Source organism: Flavobacterium paronense (genome assembly GCF_030409795.1).
Lineage (GTDB): Bacteria > Bacteroidota > Bacteroidia > Flavobacteriales > Flavobacteriaceae > Flavobacterium > Flavobacterium paronense.
Genome location: NZ_JAUFQN010000019.1, coordinates 334,329 through 352,786 on the forward strand (window position 1 = coordinate 334,329; position 18,458 = coordinate 352,786).

The window sequence follows — 18,458 nt, forward strand, 5'->3', positions numbered from 1 at the left end:
ATTAGCTTCGCTCAATTCGGCTAAAGCCTCGGGTCAATTTTTTAAACCACGAACTGGCGTTCGTAGTTTAAAAAATCACTCGAAGTGACGGTTCGCGTAAGTGAAAGGTTATTTATTCGTCGTCAGCTATACGGTCGTCAGTTCGAGTGTTTTTGGTTCGTAGTTTGGTAAAGAAAAGATATCGTGCTTACCAAAAATTTATCGAGAACCGTTGTTTCAGCTAAAGCTTCTCGATACTATTTTTGTTCCATTGCATTCCACAAAAATCACTCGAAGTGACGAACCTAAAACCTACAACCACCAACTCACAACTCCTTTGCAATTTCCGAAGCCACTTTAGCATTATTCTTAATCAAGGCTATATTTGCTTCCAGACTTTCCCCTTGGGTATGTGAGGCGATATGCTGCAGGATAAAAGGCGTTACTTCTTTCCCTTTGATGTTTTGTTTGGCAGCATCGGCTAGGGCTTGTTGGATGTGTTGTTCTATAACTGTTGGTTCCATTTCGTATTTGGCCGGAATAGGATTGGCAATTAATACCGAGCCGTTGAGTCCTAAATCCCATTTGGCTTTTAAGAGTTGGGCAAAGGCCAGGGGCGTGTCCAATCGGAGTGGAGAGGCAAACCCGCTTTTAGAAGAATAAAAGCTCGGGAATTCATCCTGTCCATACGTCACTACAGGAACTCCCATAGTTTCTAAGTACTCTAAGGTAAGTCCAATATCCAATATCGATTTCACGCCGGCGGCTACCACAGCCACATTGGTTTGGGCCATTTCGGTTAAGTCGGCTGAGATGTCCATAGTAGTTTCGGCGCCACGATGTACACCACCAATGCCACCCGTGGCAAATATCCTGATGCCTGCCATAGCCGCAATCCGCATGGTCGCAGCTACAGTAGTTGCTCCGGGAAGTTTGTTGGCAATAACATACGGCATATCGCGTAAGCTTACCTTCCAAACGCCTTTGGTCTGACCAAAATAATCGATATCATCCGAAGACAAGCCCACCAAACAGCAGCCGTCTTTAATAGCAATAGTCGCAGGTATCGCACCCTGTGCTCGCACCACAGCCTCTACCGATTTGGCCGTAATCGCATTCTGAGGCCACGGCATTCCGTGGGAGATGATGGTAGATTCCAATGCCACTACAGGAAGGTTATTTTCCAGGGCGTGTTGTACTTCCGGGTGTATTTTAATGTAATTAATCATGGTAATAAGTAGCCTTAAGTGAGTATAATTTTTCTTTAGTAATGGTATAATCTATGGAACCTTTCTTTTTAAGGACTTCGAAGGCTAGGGTATGCCCCAATTGCAGGCATTTCATTTCAGCTTCACCTTGCAGGTATCCCAACAACCAGCCTGCTAGTGCCGCATCACCCGCTCCGGTACTATCAACAATAGTAATGAGAGGAACTCCCAAAACAGTGTTGGTAGGTTCTTGACAAATAACAGAACCCAGACTGCCTTTTCGGAGCCATATTTTTGCTACACCTCTTTGCAGTAGAGCGTTTACTTGCTCTTGTTCATCGGTAATTTCCCAGGGATGCATCAATTGAAGTTCCTCTTGATTAGGCGTAATCATAGACACGCCGTTGAGGTTCAAAGTTGCCAGTTTAGCCGCTTTGGGTACCGATACGGGTTCTATGAGTAAAGTTTGGTTAGTGGTTTTAGCAAAATCGATAAGCCATTGTAGGGTTGGGATAGCCAAATTGGTATCGATAAGCAGTACGTCAAATGCCTTCAGATAGTTTGCTCTGGCTTCCAATACCGGAATAGTGATGGTGGTATCGGTTATATCTTGACAAACCGCCACATACAAATTCCCATCCGGATTGAGAATAGAAACGTATTTACCCGTACTTCCTTCCACAGTAACCGACTGACTTATGTCGACACCCATGCGCTCAAAAGAAGCTTTGATAAAGTCGCCGTCTGCATCAGCACCCAAGGCAGTAAGCAACGCCACATCAACATCGAGCAACGCTAAGTGCTGCACAATATTACTCACCACACCCCCAATACTGGTAGTTTTCTGAGCAGGGTTAGAAGAATGAGCCACTATACTTCCGTCACAGAAATACAACTCATCTACCAAAGTAGCTCCAATACATAATATTGATTTTGACATAAAACAAATATAGGCAAAAAGGGGAAACCTGACAGGTTTTTAAAACCTGTCAGGTTTACTCGTCAACCCACAACCTATAACCTACAACTCCTCAACCTCCTCCAAAAACTGCTTATACCACCAACCCGAGTTTTTAACCGTTCGTTTTTGGGTGTCATAGTCAACATGAATGAGTCCGAAGCGCTGTTTGAATCCTTCTCCCCATTCAAAATTATCGGTGAGCGACCACACAAAATACCCTGCTAGTTTAGCACTTATTTTTTTTGCTCTCAACACCTGCTCTAAATAGGATTTTAGAAAATGCCTGCGGTGGTGATCATCAATAATGCCATCAATTAGTTCGTCAGGAAATGAGGCTCCGTTTTCAGTAATCAATATCTTTTTAACCCCTTCATAATTGTCGAATAGGCGAATCATTTCATAGATGGCTTCGGGATATACTTCCCAATCCATGGCGGTGTAAAATACTTTGCGTTTATCGGCCGGAATTATTCTGGCATTGATATAGGGTGTGAAAATAGAATAGGCAACTACCTCTCGGGTGTAGTTTTGTATCCCAATAAAATCAAAGGTTACTTTCATAAGGGCTTCGTCTTCGGGGAGCTGGTATTTTTTTACCTTTTTAAGAAACGGAAGACTAGCTATTGGGTAGCCCAATCCTAGGGAGGGTTCAATAAAAAGGCGGTTAAGCAGCGCATCAACCCTAATGGCAGCCTTTTTATCTTTTTCAGAAGCAGAATAAGGTGTTATATAAGAACAGGAAAAAGTAGTACCTACTTGTGCTTCGGGTAGTATTGCCTTAATGGTATTAAATCCAACAGCCTGACATAAAACCGCATGATGCATTGCCGGAATAAAATTATCGAATCCCTTTTTCCCCGGAGCATGAATTCCTAAGAAATAACCACCGCCGGTAAATACCATAGGTTCGTTTAGGACCATCCAATAGCGCACTTTATCTTTAAAAGCATTCGCACATACTTTGACATATTCCTCAAACCATTGTACTATTTCCCGGTTCGTCCAACCTCCTTTGTATTCTAACTCCTGCGGTAAATCCCAATGGTAGAGGGTGACAAAAGGTTCTATGCCGTTCTCGATACAGCAGTCAATTATGTTGTGATAAAAATCCAAACCCGCCTGATTGACCGTTCCGGTACCATTCGGAATAATACGCGGCCACGATAGCGAAAACCTATAATTAGGAATGCCCATTTGTTTGAGTAGTGCGATGTCTGTTTTATAGTTATGGTAAAAGTCGGCCGCTACAAAATGAGTATCATGGTTTAGTATCTTTTTGGGTTTTGTCACAAACACATCCCAAATAGACAACCCTTTTCCGTCGGCATCATGTGCCCCTTCTGTTTGCAGTGCAGAGGAGGAAACACCCCATAAAAAATCAGCTCCAAAATCTTTTTTAGATAACGGTTTGTCGCTCATTCGTTATTGAAATAAATTGTAGTTAGTAGACTCATGCTGGGTATCTATTTTCTTATCTCCGGCGTGATTTTCTGTGATAAGGTTCACTATTTCTTCCGTATTGTCGGGATAATCAACGGTTACTATAGTGTCATCTTCCAGCCACTTTTGAATTTTAGGCAGGTTATCGCCATTGAGTTTTTTGATTACGGCGACCCCCATTTCCTTAAGCATTTCGGCATTGCAAAATTGCTCTATTTGCTTTTTCATTGGAATTACCATTACTTTCTTTTTTAAGAAGAGTGCTTCACTTGGGGTTCCAAAACCGGCATTGCACAAAACCCCTTTGGCGGACGCCAAGCTTTTTAGGAATAAATCGGCTTGAATGGGAACTATAGTAATATTATCCAAATGTATCGCTTCTTTGTTGTGCTTAGAAAATACCTGCCACTTTACGGTGTCGAGCTTGTGCAATTGTTTGATAATTTGCTTGTCATCATAAGACGGTAGGTAAACGGTATAATGCCCATCGTTGGTTGGTATCAACTGGCGCACTTCTTTTCTGATAATGGGTGTAAAAACGGTCCCGTCTAAGCGTTTAAAATGAAAGCCGTAATTATAAGTGGTGGGCGCATAGTTTTGTAAAACCAGTTTGCCTATGACATCCATTTTCTTTGGTTTTGGTGCTAAAGGATGCATAGTAACAACCTGATTGCTTAGTCCGATGCAAACTTTTTTTGCTTTTAGGGCGGCCCAACACGTTACGGGTTCAAAATCGCTGATGATTAAATCGTAGGCTTTGACATCTATTTTCTTTATCTCCTTTAGCAATTTCATGGAATTCATTTTCACGAATGTTTTCCAATAATCCACACCGCCTTTTTTACCAAAGATGAAGGAGAGTCCGTTAAAGCGGTATTTTACTTCAAAGGGCAGTTCAATATCCGACTGAATACCACTGACCAAAATATCGACTTCCCCTTTTTGCTGTAAGTAAGGGATGATTTCCATAGCTCTGGTAATGTGACCGTTTCCGGTGCCCTGCACGCCGTATAATATTTTCATTATTTAAAATTGATAGGTGTAACAATAGCATTGTTCTGTAAAAAGCCACCAAGCATCTGATTGAATATTTGCTGGTTTTCCATTAAAACCAATTCATCATCTGTATTATCCTCACTGTTTTTTTGGAATGCTATCGGGTTGTATTTATAAAGTGACCATGCTTTGTTGTTGTATTCCAATGCGGTTAGGTTTTCAATCCAGTCACCCGAATTCAGATATTCTACCTGACCGTGTTGGTTTTTGATGGTTTTCATTTCAGGCTGGTGGATGTGTCCGCATAAAACATAATCATACCCATTGGAAATAGCAATATCCGCGGCTGTCTTTTCGAAATCATTGATAAATTTGACAGCACTCTTCACACTGTCTTTGATGTTTTTGGATAGCGAAATTTTCCCTTTCCCCATTTTGGTTAAAAACCAATTGCAGGCGGCATTAATCAGAATAAGCAAATCATAGCCATGAGACCCTAATCGGGTTAACCATTTAGAATGTTGCATCGTAACATCGAATACATCGCCGTGAAATATCCATGTCTTTTTGCCATCTAAATCCAAAATCAACTTGTTCTCAATGGTCAGATTTCCCATTTTAAAACCGGCAAACTTGCGGAGCATCTCGTCGTGGTTTCCCGTTATGTAATAGACCTTAACTCCTTTACTTACCCAATTTATAATTTTATGGATAACCTGCATGTGCGACTTCGGCCAGTATCTTTTGCTGAATTGCCACATGTCGATAATGTCGCCATTCAACACCACCACTTTTGGTTTTATACTGTTCATATAATTCAGCAACTCCTTGCTGTGACAGCCATAAGTTCCTAAATGAATATCAGAAAGCACTACTAAATCGACTTTTCTTTTTTTAGTTTTAGGCATAACAATCAGATTTGACCACTTTAAAAACTAAAGCAGTAGGTTAGTATAAGAGTGAGAAACAGGAAAGTAATTTGGAGGGTATTTATCCTGGCAGTGTCATTAAAAAACACCACACTAAAGATTGATTTGAAATATTTTAGTACGAAGCTGATATAGTTTAAGCTAAAAATTACACACAAAGGTAAAAGCTACTTTAAAAATAAAGGGTTTCCAAATAGTTAAGTTACAGTTAAGGTATGGTTGAGCAGTTTGTCGTTAATTCAATCATCTAACAATCTAAGAAGTCTAACAATCTAACCATCTAAAAAACCTATCTTTGCCGAGCAAATAAATTATCATGGAACACAAAGCAGGATTCGTTAATATCATCGGAAACCCAAACGTTGGAAAATCAACCTTAATGAATGCCTTCGTTGGAGAACGTTTGTCTATCATTACCTCTAAGGCACAAACTACACGCCACAGAATATTGGGAATAGTAAACGGCGATGACTTTCAGGTAATCTTATCAGATACACCGGGAATTATTAAACCCGCATACGAGATGCAGAAATCGATGATGGATTTTGTAAAATCTGCCTTCGAAGATGCCGATGTCTTGCTTTATATGGTAGAAATAGGTGAGAAGGAACTAAAGGATGAAGACTTTTTTAATAAAATCATACATGCTAAGATTCCGGTTTTGTTGCTGTTGAATAAGATTGACAAATCCAATCAGGAACAGTTAGAAGAGCAAATCGCCTTGTGGAAAGAAAAAGTGCCCAATGCAGAAATCTACCCAATTTCGGCTTTAGAAAACTTTAATGTGAAAGAAGTCTTTGCCCGAATATTAGAATTGCTTCCCGTATCGCCAGCCTATTATCCAAAAGATACATTGACTGATAAACCGGAACGCTTTTTTGTTAACGAAACCATTCGTGAAAAAATATTGTTGAACTACGAAAAAGAAATACCCTACGCAGTTGAAATTGAAACAGAAGAATTTATAGAAGATGAGACTATCATTCGAATACGCTCTGTAATTATGGTCGAACGCGACACCCAAAAAGGAATCATCATTGGTCACAAAGGCGGTGCTTTAAAAAATGTTGGTATGCAATCAAGAGCCGATTTAGAAAAGTTCTTCGGAAAGCAAATCCATATTGAATTGTATGTAAAAGTGAATAAGGATTGGAGAAGTAATGCGTTTCAGTTGAGACGTTTTGGGTATAATCAAAAGTAGAACAAAGAAGCAAGAGACAAGAAGCAAGAAGCAAGAGACAAGAAGCAAGATTTTGCTACTCAATTATCTTATAAAACTCCTTTTCTAATTCTTCCATTTGCCCGTAGCCATTGGCGCGGGTTTGTCTTCCAATAAAATACAACAATATCCAACAAATGACCATTAAGGTAATCACCATAAGATCGCCTTTAATGGGTTGATGCAGCATCCAATTGGAGTAGGCAAACATCGAAAAAACCAAAAATATTCCGGCGATAATAAAGTGCAGAAACACGAAGAATGTCCACAGGGTTTGAGCCGGTCCAAATAAACCCCGAATATGAGTGGCGTTTTTTTCGTTCCCTTGTTTTTCTTCCAATTCAATAGATAGATGAGGTGACCAATATCTTTGGTTTTCGCCCTGAATGGTAAACTGAATGTGATTGGGTCTTATTTTTATTAAAAATCCGGGTGGTAGCTTCTTGGCATAAGCAACAAACTTCTGTCTTACGATGTCAATATTTTCATCAATATCTTTATAAAATCGTGGTCGTAATCGAATGTCATTATGTGTTTCCATAGCACAAAAAGGGTTGATTATTACATACTAAGTTAAGAAAAAAATTGATATTGTATTCATTAATACTACCTTTGCACCAAATTTAAAAACCGCATGAATAATATAGTAGCCATAGTAGGAAGACCAAACGTAGGGAAATCTACTTTTTTTAATCGATTAATAAAGAGGAGAGAAGCTATTGTTGACTCGGTTAGTGGTGTTACGCGTGACCGTAATTATGGAAAGAGTGAGTGGAACGGAAAAGAGTTTTCGGTAATTGACACCGGTGGTTATATCAAAGGTTCAGATGATATATTTGAAAGTGAAATACGACGTCAGGTTGAATTAGCAATTGATGAAGCGGATGCTATTATTTTTGTGGTTGATGTAGAAGAAGGTATTACACCTATGGATGCTGAGGTTGCCAAATTACTTAGGAAAGTGACCAAGCCAATTTTATTGGCGGTTAACAAAGTAGATAATGCCATGCGTGAAAAAGACGCTATTGAGTTTTATAATTTAGGCTTAGGCGAATATTTTACCATCGCCAGCATCAGCGGAAGCGGAACCGGAGAATTACTAGATGAATTAGTAAGAGTGTTACCGGAATTGCCAGAAGTAACCGAAGAAGAAGCTGCTTTGCCTAGATTTTGTGTTGTAGGCAGACCTAACGCTGGAAAATCATCCTTCATCAATGCTTTAATTGGAGAAGACAGATTCGTGGTTACCGATATTGCCGGGACAACGCGAGATTCTATTGATACCAAATACAACCGTTTCGGATTTGAATTCAATTTAGTGGATACCGCCGGAATCCGACGTAAAGCCAAAGTAAAAGAAGATTTAGAGTTTTATTCGGTAATGCGTTCCGTTAGAGCCATTGAACATTCGGATGTGATTATATTACTGATTGATGCTACCCGCGGTTTTGAAGGACAAGATCAAAGTATTTTTTGGTTGGCCGAAAAGAACAGAAAAGGTATAGTAATTTTGGTAAACAAATGGGATTTGGTTGAGAAAGACACGATGTCAACCCGAGATTATGAAGCCAAAATACGGGAAGAGTTAAAACCATTTACCGATGTGCCGATTTTGTTTGTATCAGCGTTGACAAAACAACGTTTGCTAAAGGCATTGGAAACTACGGTACAGGTTTTTGAAAACAGAAAACAACGTATTCCAACCTCAAAATTCAACGACTTTATGTTGAAATTAATTGAAAACCATCCGCCACCAGCGTTGAAAGGAAAATATGTGAAGATTAAATACTGCATGCAGTTGCCAACACCAACGCCACAGTTTGTGTTTTTTGCTAACTTACCGCAATACGTTCAGGAAGCCTATAAACGTTTCTTAGAAAATAAAATTCGTGAAAACTGGGATTTCTCTGGAGTTCCGATAGATATTTATATCAGAGAGAAATAAAGATTGATAGCGCGGATAGATAGCGCGGATTGATAGCGCGGATTTGCAATCCGTGCTAAACTATATCTAAAACAAATCTAAAAGAATAACATCTAATTCATTATCCAATCCAGCATAATTTCGTGCTGAACTAAAATAATAATCTTCCGAAAATGCAACTATCTTTTCGGCCACAGGATTATTGTGTATGTAAAACACTTTTTGTTTAATAAACCAATTACTTTCTACAAATTCGGCATGATAACCATCTTGCCAAACTTTATATTGCTGATTTCTTTTCAAATGCTCACAAGCTTTATAAAAATAGTCAAGCATCCATTCTCTTCTGCTTTCAGGTTCCTCAATAATCGTATTAATAATTTTTTTGGAAGTAAACTTTTTAAAATCTCTAATGACATCAGAAAGTATAAAACCTTCTGTAGCTTTACACACTAAATGAATATGGCTTCCCATAATACAATAGGCATAAATCTCTAATCCCTTATTTTGTTGACAATACTTTAGTGCATTAACGATATTATATTTTTGATTTAAGCGCGTAAACACATCAATCCAACCAACTACAGTTATAGTAATAAAATAGGCTTCTTCAGTTGTAGTTGCTTTATATTTGGTTGACATTATAGTAGTTTATAACAAAACTAAAATAAGTTTAATTACTGATGGTATAGTTTAAGTGTACATTTTAAAAAAAGCACGGATTGCAAATCCGCGCTATCAATCCGCGCTATCCGATAGATATTTATATCAGAGAGAAATAAGACAAGTGTTAAAGTTCCGTAAGAATTTTTGCTTTAAATAATAAAATGAGAAATTAGCCGTTATTATTCTTTGTAATATTAACCGCTATTTTTTTATGCCAAAATCTCTCGTCCTAATTTGCTTTATTTTTATAAGCACTTTTGCTTTTGCCCAAAAAACAGTTTCACTAAAAGGGAAAGTTGTTGACGAAACAACAAAATTGCCCATTGAATCTGCGACTGTTTATCTTACGGCTGTCAAAGATTCTTCTGTTGTCGATTATACTATCACCAACAAACTTGGGAATTTTGATTTTAAGAGTAAGAAAATCAATCAGCCTATTTTCCTAAAAGTTTCTTATATCAGTTATCAGGAAACTAAAATTCAACTTCCTTCAATAGCTGAGGATAAAGATTTTGGTACGATTGCCATGAAAGAATTTGTGAATTCTTTAGATGAAGTAGTAGTCAAATCGGAGATTCCACCCATCCGAATTAAAAAAGATACTTTAGAGTTCAATGCGGCTTCGTTTAAAGTTGGTGCCGATGCCAATGTGGAAGCGCTTTTGAAACAACTGCCCGGTGTCGAGATTTCACCCGATGGTAAGATTACCGTCAACGGAAAAGAAGTCAACAATATTTTGGTAAATGGCAAACCGTTCTTTGGCAAGGACGGAAAAATTGCTACTCAAAATCTCCCTGCCGAAATCATTGATAAGGTTCAAGTTGTAGATACAAAAACCAAGGCGGAAGAATTAACCGGCGATAATGCCAGTTCAAAAGATAAAACGATTAACCTTACTATTCAGGAAGATAAAAACAAAGGTTTTTTTGGTAAAATAGTGGGCGGTTATGGTTCAGATAAACGGTATGAATCGAGTTTGTTATTGAATTATTTCAAAGGAGAACGGAAGATAAGTGTTTTGGCTTCTTCCAATAATATTAATTCCGTAGGTTTCTCTATGGATGAAATATTTGATAATATGGGTGGTGGCCGCAACAGCTCGGTTTACTATGATGATGAAAACGGTAGTTTTGGAGTCAATAATATGCGATTTGGGGGAAGTGGTGACGGTATTACTCAATCTAATTTAGTTGGAGTAAACTACCAAGATAAATGGTCAAAAAAGACGGATGTTAGTGGAAATTATTTTTTCTCCAATGCTGAAACAGAAAACAACAATCGAACGGATAAAACCAATTTATTGCCAACAGGAAAAACGTTTACCAACTCCAATTCATTTACAAAAACATTTAACAATAGTCATAATGTAAGTTTAGATTATGAAATTGCACTCGACTCAACTTCAACAATTACGATAGCTCCTAAATTTTCAAAGTCACTTTTCCGAAACCGATTTACAAAATCACAAGTCACAAGGGATGAGTCGTTAGCTGAATTAAACAGCAGTTCCAACAATGATATTGGTGAAAACGAAAATACTAACTTTAGTACAGAAGCCAGTTTTGTAAAAAAATTCAAGAAGAAACGAAGAGCTTTGGTAATTAATTTTAATACCGAAATTGGGAAGAATGATAGTTTTCAAAACACCAATTCTACTACGCTTTTTGCAGATGCCACACCCGATGATATTCGGAAGCAGAATAACTTTGCCAACCAAAAAAATAATAAGTACACAGTTGAAGTGCGTTATGGAGAACCTTTAACCGATTCGCTTCGATTGAGTTTGACCTCTGAAGTTGCCTATAACCGAATTAAGAATTCTTTAAACACATTCGATTTTGATACTGGGACTAATGACTATTCCGATTTCAATTCTGCACAATCAAATTTGGTAAATTCTAAAGAGTTGTCTTATTTTCCATCAACAGGTTTAATTTTAGACAAAGCAAAAATCAACGGGAGAATTAATATCGGCCCTCAATTTATTTCTTTTGATGCCCAATCCAATTATATTGGAACAGTCACTAACAGAAATAAAAATTATGTTTATCCAAAGGTAAAAAGCTATTTGAATTACGACATTGGAAAATCAAAATCGATATATGCCAATTATAATTATGAAGTAGCATTACCCGAAGCAAGTCAGGTTTTGCCTTTTGAAAATTTATCCAATCCGTTAAATACCCTTATTGGAAATGAAAACTTGAAGCCTACTCAAATACACAATTTGTATTTTAATTTTAATAATTATGATTATTCAAACAGATCGGGCTATTTCTTTTACACAGGGATTGATTTTAGAAATGATGCTGTGGTGTCTTCAACAGTATATGATGCCAATTTTAAATCGGTTACAACCTATGAAAATGTCGATTTAACTTATGGTGCTTATTTAGGAGGAAACTGGAGCAAATCGTTTAAAAAAGAAAAAAGAACCTTGCGTTTTGGATTTGGATTAGACCTTAATTACAATTATGATCAGGGTTTGACCAATGCAGTATTGTTTGAATCTAGAAATTTCCGAACGAGTCCCAAAGTTAGTTTAACTTGGAGTATTGATAATTTAATTACAATTGCACCAAGTTATACGTATACCTATACAAATACCGATTATAAGAATTACGTCATAGGTAATGCTAAAAACTTTTTACACAAAGGAAAAATAGAGGTTACTTCTTATTTCCCGAAACATTTTGTTGTAGGTAATGATTTTGGGTACACGTACAACTCGAATATCGCGGATGGTTACAAGAAAGATTTTTACCTGTGGAATACCAGTGTTGGATATAACTTTTTTAAAGACCAGTTGTTGGCCAAAGTAAAAGTATATGATATGCTTAATCAAAATCAGAACACTACCAGACGAATTACATCTACTTCTATAATCGATTCTGAGAATAATGTTTTAAAGCGTTATGTGATGTTTTCTTTAACGTATAAACTAGAGAAGTTTGCTGGGAAGAAAAAAGGGGAAGGTGGGATTATGATATTGGATTAATTTTATTTTTTTAAACACATAGAAACATAGTTACAATGAAGTTGAAAAAGGCATTTCATTTAGAATAGTAAATTATAGTTAGATTGCCAAAACTCATTTACTTGCTGTATTTCTTTTTGAGGTGTTCAATTATAATAGTTACTCCTTCACTTGTTTCTGTCGAAGCTGAATTTGTAAAAATGATAAATGCTTTGCCCGTCTCTTTTATAATTTGTACTCGAGTTATAAATGCTCCTGCATTTCCTTCATTGTATGCAATGTGATGATTAGTCAATGTGTCAAATTTGTTAAACCAACCAAATGAGAATGTGGGCAAACCATAAAGTAATTTTTCAAAAGTTTGCGATGAAAGGATTTTTGTTTGTCCTTTAAGTCCTTTCAGTTGTAGTTGAATAAATTTTATGTAGTCGGTCAAACTAACATTGATGTTGCCTGCGGATAAAAGCCAATTTAATTTGTAATTGTCAAACGGAGGTAAAGGTTTTAAATTTATGTCGTGTCCCCAAGGTTGCAACGTGTCCGTCAAGTTTGGATAGTCAAAACCAAAAACAATCCCTAGTGTCTTGCCAAAGTCTGTAACCAATTCTTTGAAAGACTTTTTGCTTACTTTTTCAAGCATTAGTCCAGCTAAAATATAATCAGCGTTTGAAGGAGTCAAACCATTTTCAATTTGCATAGGTTTTTGAGAAAGAAAATATTTTGCAAGTTGAAAACGTTGCGCTGCATCGTCGCCTTTGATTTGTCTCTTTGTTGGCTTATCAAAAGTATAGGTGTAGGCTGGCAATGTTCCTCTAAATGTTAGCAAATCCTGCAACGTAATGTCTTGATATTCTTTTCTGCTTTTTTCTTTTAATTCTGGAAACAAGTCTAGAAATTTTGTATCCCATTTTATTTGTCCTTGTGCTACAAGCAAAGCAGAAATGAAAGCAGTAATTGCTTTTGTATTTGAACCAATATGAAACCTGTCATCAGGTTTTGCTTTAAAGTCTGTGTTAATTCTTTGTACACCCAAAGTCTGCAATTCAAAAATTGTATCTGCTGAAACAACTGCAAATGCAAGCTCTGGAATTTTGTATTTTATTCTGATGCTATCCGCAAAATCAGTTGATGTTTGTCCACTTACAGCAAAGAAAATTGTCAAGAAAAATAAAGTCGTAAAAAGTCTCTTCATAATTTGTAAGGGTCACACTAATATAGCAGACAACATAGTTATATGTGTAAATAATTGGGTGTTTTAAACTCTTTTTACTATGTTTCTATGTGGTTTTAAAATTTATCGAATCAATTTCTTCGCCTTCTCCTGAATAATTAAAGCTACCGGTTTGTTCTCGATTTTGCTTTCCAACCAAGAAATAATATCCAAATATAAAAAGGCTCTTTTTTCGTAAGGATGGTTTTCATAAACAAGCAATCTTTCATGCAGTTTTATGAATTCTGCTTTGAGTTGATTGGGGTAAATGTTTTCTAAATTTTTTAAGAATTTAATCATTTCCCGTTGCACTTCATGAAGTTCATTCATTTTGATTAGAAAAGCATACGTATTTTTCAATTGCACTTCTAAACGATAATCCATTCCGGCTTCAAAGTGAGCAATGACGCTAAGCACACGAGCGAAACAGAGTAAATCTTCACGCATGGTTAGGTTTTTGTTTTCGATTATTTTCTTCAAATATTCGATGCATTTTTTATTGTTGCCGGCACCAAAATAAAGACAGGCAATTTTATAATAAAAAACCATAATATGATGCTCGTCAATTCGGTCTTCGTTTTTCTTAATGTTTTTCAAAAGTTCCTCCACCAAATACATGCCGCCTTCAAAATCGCCTTCCAGGAAATGCAAATTTAATTTGCTGTTATAATAACACAGAAAATATAAGGAACTAAGATTGTCGTTTTTCGGAAAAGAATCTAAAGCAATAGTTTGTTTCAATCGCTCTAAAACATCTTTCATATAAGATTTGTGTTTTATCAGATACAAACATTCCAATAGGTAGCTGTTTCCTTTAATATACCAAACCGGATTTAATGAAATCATTTGTGGGTTTTCATCAAAAAGAGCCACCCATTTACTCGAATATTTATAACAAGAAAGAAAATCTTGAATCAAAAAACTATGCCACAAATGGGCTTTATACAACCATAATTTTTCTCTGAATCCCAAATTTTCATATTGGTATTTGGGCATTTTATCATTAAAATAGGTGGTGATTTCCTGCATTTCAGCATCACTTTTGGCATAACCGCTTTTCAGCATAATGCTGTACAGTTGTAAGGATAAATTGGATAGTTTACTGGCAATTACATTTTGTTTGCTCAAACCCATCGCTTCAATAGTGAGTTCATCAGCCCGACTGGCAATGCTTCGGGTGATATATTGCGATTCTATTATTTTTTCTAACTCGACGATTTCAAAAGCAATGTTTTTTTCATCATGTTCAAGTGCAATTCCTTTGGCTTTATCAAGGATTTTTAAGCTTTGTTTGTACAATCCTTTTTGATATAAAATAGTAGCAAAATCAAGTTGTTCCCGAATTTGAATCCTGATATTTTGATTGATAGGATTCATCCGCAAACTAATGAGAATTTGTTTGTATAAATGCGCTTTTAGATTGGAAAGCTGCTGTTTGGTTACAATTTTACTTTTTAGGATTTCCTCTTCATCATAACTTTTCATTTTATCCAATAAGGTAAAAAGCTGCAAAAATTTGGCATCTTCATTATCGCCTAATCGATTAACATATAGTTTAAATTGCCGCTTTTCTGATTTAGAAAGGGATGAAATAAGCACAAATAAATTATCTTTTGATTGGTTTGCCATCGTAAAAATAGGATTGTAATATAAACTAAATCAGCGCTTTAAAAGAATAATAATTTTGTTTAATAGTGTAATGAATCTAAAAACCACATTTGATTTTGCTAATGCGCTATTTATATTCGTATAAAGAAACTAATTTAAGTTTAATAATTGATATGGAAAATCAAAAAGTTCAAATATTTGACACCACTTTGCGTGACGGTGAGCAAGTTCCGGGTTGCAAATTAAACACGGAACAGAAATTAATCATAGCTCAACGTTTAGACGAATTAGGTGTTGATGTTATCGAAGCTGGTTTTCCTATCTCAAGTCCGGGCGATTTTAATTCGGTTGAAGCCATTTCAAAAGCAGTTAAAAACGCTACCGTTTGCGCCTTAACACGTGCCGTCAAAGAAGATATTGATGCTGCAGCACGAGCAGTTCAATATGCTAAGAAACCCAGAATTCACACGGGTATTGGAACTTCCGAATCGCATATCAAATTTAAATTTAATGCCTCACAAGACGAAATAATTAACCGCGCTGCAGAAGCCATTTACTACGCAAAATCATTTGTTGATGATGTCGAGTTTTATGCCGAAGATGCCGGAAGAACGGATAATGCTTTTTTAGCCAAAATCTGTAGCGAAGCCATTAAAGCCGGAGCAACAGTATTAAATATTCCGGATACAACGGGTTATTGTTTGCCTGACGAATATGGAGCCAAAATAAAATACCTTACAGAGAATGTTATCGGAATTGAAAAAGCCATTCTTTCCTGTCATTGTCATAACGATTTGGGTTTGGCTACAGCCAACTCAATTGCGGGAGTCATAAATGGTGCACGACAAATAGAATGTACCATCAACGGAATAGGCGAAAGAGCCGGAAACACATCACTCGAGGAAGTTGTCATGATTTTAAGACAGCATCCTCGTTTGGGTTTAGATACGAATATCAATTCTAAATTGTTGTATAGTACTAGTCAGATGGTTTCCGACCATATGGGAATGCTAGTGCAACCCAACAAAGCCATTGTAGGTTCGAATGCTTTTTCTCACAGCTCAGGAATTCATCAGGACGGAATGATTAAAAACAAATCAACCTATGAAATCATTGACCCAAAAGAAGTTGGGGTTACTGATTCTTCCATTATCCTTACAGCTCGCAGTGGTCGGGCAGCATTGGCTTATCGTGCAAAAAAAATAGGATATGAACTGACCAAACTTCAATTGGATATTGTTTACCTAGAGTTTGTCAAATTAGCCGATAGAAAAAAAGAAATCATAGATGACGATGTGCATCAAATTATTCAAAATAGTAACATCGGGATTTTAATATAATCATGAAAAAGAAAACATTATTTGATAAAGTTTGGGATAGTCATGTGGTATCAGAAGTGCCTAATGGTCCACAAATATTATATATCGATCAGCATCTAATTCACGAAGTAACAAGTCCACAAGCTTTCGCTGAATTAGAAGAACGTAACATTCCGGTTTTTCGTCCACAACAAATCGTCGCCACAGCAGATCATAACGTAGCAACAAAAAATCAGCATCTTCCAATTGAAGATGATTTGTCCAGAAACCAAGTCGAAATGCTTACTAAAAATTGCGCTAAAAACGGAATTACATTATACGGTTTAGGGCATCAATATCAGGGAATTGTCCATGTTATTGCACCCGAACTTGGCATTACACAACCCGGAATGACAATGGTATGTGGTGACAGTCATACGTCAACACATGGTGCTTTTGGCAGTATTGCATTTGGAATAGGAACCAGTCAGGTCGCTCAGGTTTTTGCAAGTCAATGTTTGTTACTCAATAAACCTAAAAGTTTACGAGTAAATGTTAATGGTAAATTAGCCAAAAACGTATCTCCGAAAGATGTGATTTTGTATGTTATTTCAAAAATCGGAACTAATTCGGGTACGGGATATTTCTGTGAATATGCCGGAAATGTTTTTCGTGAAATGAGTATGGAAGGCCGAATGACGGTTTGTAATATGAGTATTGAAATGGGAGCAAGAGGCGGAATGATTGCGCCAGATGAAACCACTTTTGACTACATAAAAGGAAGAAAATTTGCTCCGGTTGGAGAAGAGTTAGCTCAAAAAATTGACTATTGGAAGACATTGCCTTCTGATGAAGATGCGGTTTTTGATAAAGAATACCATTTTGATGCGGAAGATATTGCACCTATGATTACTTATGGAACTAATCCGGGAATGGGAATAAAAATTACCGAAAACATTCCTGTTCTTGAAGATGCTTCTTTTGATAAATCGTTAGATTATATGGGTTTTAAAAAAGGAGAAAGCTTACTCAACAAACCCATAAATTATGTTTTTATAGGCAGTTGTACCAATTCGAGAATTGAAGATTTTAGAGTCGTTGCCCAATATATTAAAGGAAAACAAAAAGCTTCCAATGTCAACGCCTTAATAGTTCCTGGTTCACAACAAGTAGCAAAACAAATTCAAGAAGAAGGATTAACAGCAGTTTTTGAAGCAGCAGGGTTCGAGATACGACAACCGGGTTGTTCAGCATGTTTAGCCATGAATGATGATAAAGTTCCGGCAGGCGAATATTGTGTTTCTACATCTAATAGAAATTTTGAAGGAAGACAAGGGCAGGGAGCAAGGACACTTTTGGCAAGTCCGTTAGTAGCGGCAGCCACTGCAATCGAAGGGAAAATTATTGACATTACACAACAATTAAATTAGTATGGAAAAGTTTATACAATTAAAATCAACCGCTGTTCCATTGCCTATTGAAAATATTGACACGGATCAAATTATTCCGGCAAGGTTTTTAAAAGTGACCGACAAAATAGGATTTGGGAATCATTTGTTTAAAGATTGGCGCTTTGATGAAAAGAATGAACCGATTTCAACTTTTGTTTTGAATGATCCTACTTATGCAGGAAGTATTTTGGTAGCCGGAGATAATTTTGGATGTGGCAGTAGCAGGGAACATGCAGCATGGGCTCTGACAGACTATGGATTTAAAGTAATTGTGTCTAGTTATTTTGCCGATATTTTTAAAGGAAACGCACTCAACAACGGATTATTACCCATTGTTGTTTCGCCAGAATTTTTGGCCATTGTTTTAAATAAAATACAAGCTGAACCAAAGACAAATTTGATTATCGATTTAGAAAAGCAAACCATTTCGATAGAAAACACTACTTATATTGAATCTTTTGAAATAGATGCTTACAAAAAAATATGCATGATTAATGGTTATGATGACATTGATTTTTTAGTAAACAATAAAGACGTCATCGAAGCATTTGAAAAAACCAGATTACAAACAATAACTACATTATAATACAGA

The 18,458-nt window shown here is 36.6% G+C and carries 15 protein-coding genes; 6 read left to right on the forward strand and 9 right to left on the reverse strand.

The features are described from left to right. Positions 1–305: 305 nt before the first annotated feature. The 5 genes from QWY90_RS03120 to QWY90_RS03140 all read right to left on the reverse strand — a co-directional run bounded on the left by QWY90_RS03120 (position 306) and on the right by QWY90_RS03140 (position 5,492). Entirely contained in the window at positions 306–1,208 is a 903-nt protein-coding gene (locus QWY90_RS03120) for a pseudouridine-5'-phosphate glycosidase (protein WP_290284384.1), read from the reverse strand. Continuing rightward, on the reverse strand, positions 1,201–2,127 hold the full coding sequence (locus QWY90_RS03125) for a PfkB family carbohydrate kinase (RefSeq protein ID WP_290284385.1): 927 nt from the start codon (positions 2,125–2,127) through the stop codon (positions 1,201–1,203). The genes QWY90_RS03120 and QWY90_RS03125 overlap by 8 nt, the downstream gene beginning before the upstream one ends. A gap of 81 nt (positions 2,128–2,208) precedes the next feature. Next, on the reverse strand, positions 2,209–3,567 hold the full coding sequence (locus QWY90_RS03130) for a GH1 family beta-glucosidase (RefSeq protein WP_290284386.1): 1,359 nt from the start codon (positions 3,565–3,567) through the stop codon (positions 2,209–2,211). 3 nt (positions 3,568–3,570) lie between these two features. Next, positions 3,571–4,611, reverse strand: coding sequence for a glycosyltransferase family protein (locus QWY90_RS03135; protein WP_290284387.1), 1,041 nt, complete (start codon positions 4,609–4,611; stop codon positions 3,571–3,573). Beyond that, entirely contained in the window at positions 4,611–5,492 is an 882-nt protein-coding gene (locus QWY90_RS03140; protein WP_290284388.1) for a UDP-2,3-diacylglucosamine diphosphatase, read from the reverse strand. The genes QWY90_RS03135 and QWY90_RS03140 overlap by 1 nt, the downstream gene beginning before the upstream one ends. 337 nt (positions 5,493–5,829) lie before the next feature. Between QWY90_RS03140 and era the strand changes: the two genes are divergently transcribed. Then, positions 5,830–6,714, forward strand: coding sequence for a GTPase Era (gene era, locus QWY90_RS03145; RefSeq protein WP_290284389.1), 885 nt, complete (start codon positions 5,830–5,832; stop codon positions 6,712–6,714). Between the two features lie 55 nt (positions 6,715–6,769). Here the strand turns inward: era and QWY90_RS03150 are convergent, their stop codons facing one another. Then, positions 6,770–7,273 (reverse strand): hypothetical protein, encoded by a 504-nt coding sequence (locus QWY90_RS03150; protein ID WP_290284390.1) that lies wholly within the window; start codon positions 7,271–7,273, stop codon positions 6,770–6,772. A 93-nt stretch (positions 7,274–7,366) separates the two neighbouring features. Here QWY90_RS03150 and der point away from each other — a divergent pair, with 93 nt between their 5' ends. Then, entirely contained in the window at positions 7,367–8,677 is a 1,311-nt protein-coding gene (gene der / locus QWY90_RS03155; RefSeq protein ID WP_290284391.1) for a ribosome biogenesis GTPase Der, read from the forward strand. A gap of 66 nt (positions 8,678–8,743) precedes the next feature. On the opposite strand, the gene QWY90_RS03160 is transcribed toward der, so the two are convergent. Further along, entirely contained in the window at positions 8,744–9,298 is a 555-nt protein-coding gene (locus QWY90_RS03160) for an REP-associated tyrosine transposase (RefSeq protein ID WP_290284392.1), read from the reverse strand. Positions 9,299–9,533: 235 nt separating this feature from the next. Here QWY90_RS03160 and QWY90_RS03165 point away from each other — a divergent pair, with 235 nt between their 5' ends. Further along, positions 9,534–12,320, forward strand: a complete 2,787-nt coding sequence (locus QWY90_RS03165) for an outer membrane beta-barrel protein (protein WP_290284393.1) — start codon at positions 9,534–9,536, stop codon at positions 12,318–12,320. 97 nt (positions 12,321–12,417) lie between these two features. Here the strand turns inward: QWY90_RS03165 and QWY90_RS03170 are convergent, their stop codons facing one another. Both QWY90_RS03170 and QWY90_RS03175 read right to left on the reverse strand, forming a co-directional pair. Then, positions 12,418–13,491 (reverse strand): serine hydrolase domain-containing protein, encoded by a 1,074-nt coding sequence (locus tag QWY90_RS03170; protein WP_290284394.1) that lies wholly within the window; start codon positions 13,489–13,491, stop codon positions 12,418–12,420. Between the two features lie 102 nt (positions 13,492–13,593). Beyond that, complete coding sequence (locus QWY90_RS03175) at positions 13,594–15,138, reverse strand: hypothetical protein (RefSeq protein ID WP_290284395.1); 1,545 nt, start codon at positions 15,136–15,138, stop codon at positions 13,594–13,596. Between the two features lie 152 nt (positions 15,139–15,290). On the opposite strand from QWY90_RS03175, the gene QWY90_RS03180 reads away from it, so the two are divergent. Genes QWY90_RS03180 through leuD form a run of 3 tightly spaced genes read left to right on the forward strand, consistent with a single transcriptional unit; the run spans position 15,291 to position 18,452 of the window. After that, positions 15,291–16,457: a 2-isopropylmalate synthase gene (locus QWY90_RS03180; protein ID WP_290284396.1), complete on the forward strand. Its 1,167-nt coding sequence runs from the start codon at positions 15,291–15,293 to the stop codon at positions 16,455–16,457. A gap of 2 nt (positions 16,458–16,459) precedes the next feature. Next, positions 16,460–17,845: a 3-isopropylmalate dehydratase large subunit gene (leuC, locus tag QWY90_RS03185; RefSeq protein ID WP_290284397.1), complete on the forward strand. Its 1,386-nt coding sequence runs from the start codon at positions 16,460–16,462 to the stop codon at positions 17,843–17,845. A 1-nt stretch (position 17,846) separates the two neighbouring features. Beyond that, entirely contained in the window at positions 17,847–18,452 is a 606-nt protein-coding gene (leuD, locus tag QWY90_RS03190; RefSeq protein WP_290284398.1) for a 3-isopropylmalate dehydratase small subunit, read from the forward strand. The last annotated feature ends 6 nt before the right edge of the window (positions 18,453–18,458 follow it).

Excerpts from the sequence above, each read along its gene's own strand:
- QWY90_RS03120 (WP_290284384.1), bottom strand. The coding sequence starts at position 1,208 with ATGATTAATTACATTAAAATACACCCGGAAGTACAACACGCCCTGGAA.
- QWY90_RS03125 (WP_290284385.1), bottom strand. The coding sequence starts at position 2,127 with ATGTCAAAATCAATATTATGTATTGGAGCTACTTTGGTAGATGAGTTG.
- QWY90_RS03130 (WP_290284386.1), bottom strand. The coding sequence starts at position 3,567 with ATGAGCGACAAACCGTTATCTAAAAAAGATTTTGGAGCTGATTTTTTA.
- QWY90_RS03135 (WP_290284387.1), bottom strand. The coding sequence starts at position 4,611 with ATGAAAATATTATACGGCGTGCAGGGCACCGGAAACGGTCACATTACC.
- QWY90_RS03140 (WP_290284388.1), bottom strand. The coding sequence starts at position 5,492 with ATGCCTAAAACTAAAAAAAGAAAAGTCGATTTAGTAGTGCTTTCTGAT.
- era (WP_290284389.1), top strand. The coding sequence starts at position 5,830 with ATGGAACACAAAGCAGGATTCGTTAATATCATCGGAAACCCAAACGTT.
- QWY90_RS03150 (WP_290284390.1), bottom strand. The coding sequence starts at position 7,273 with ATGGAAACACATAATGACATTCGATTACGACCACGATTTTATAAAGAT.
- der (WP_290284391.1), top strand. The coding sequence starts at position 7,367 with ATGAATAATATAGTAGCCATAGTAGGAAGACCAAACGTAGGGAAATCT.
- QWY90_RS03160 (WP_290284392.1), bottom strand. The coding sequence starts at position 9,298 with ATGTCAACCAAATATAAAGCAACTACAACTGAAGAAGCCTATTTTATT.
- QWY90_RS03165 (WP_290284393.1), top strand. The coding sequence starts at position 9,534 with ATGCCAAAATCTCTCGTCCTAATTTGCTTTATTTTTATAAGCACTTTT.
- QWY90_RS03170 (WP_290284394.1), bottom strand. The coding sequence starts at position 13,491 with ATGAAGAGACTTTTTACGACTTTATTTTTCTTGACAATTTTCTTTGCT.
- QWY90_RS03175 (WP_290284395.1), bottom strand. The coding sequence starts at position 15,138 with ATGGCAAACCAATCAAAAGATAATTTATTTGTGCTTATTTCATCCCTT.
- QWY90_RS03180 (WP_290284396.1), top strand. The coding sequence starts at position 15,291 with ATGGAAAATCAAAAAGTTCAAATATTTGACACCACTTTGCGTGACGGT.
- leuC (WP_290284397.1), top strand. The coding sequence starts at position 16,460 with ATGAAAAAGAAAACATTATTTGATAAAGTTTGGGATAGTCATGTGGTA.
- leuD (WP_290284398.1), top strand. The coding sequence starts at position 17,847 with ATGGAAAAGTTTATACAATTAAAATCAACCGCTGTTCCATTGCCTATT.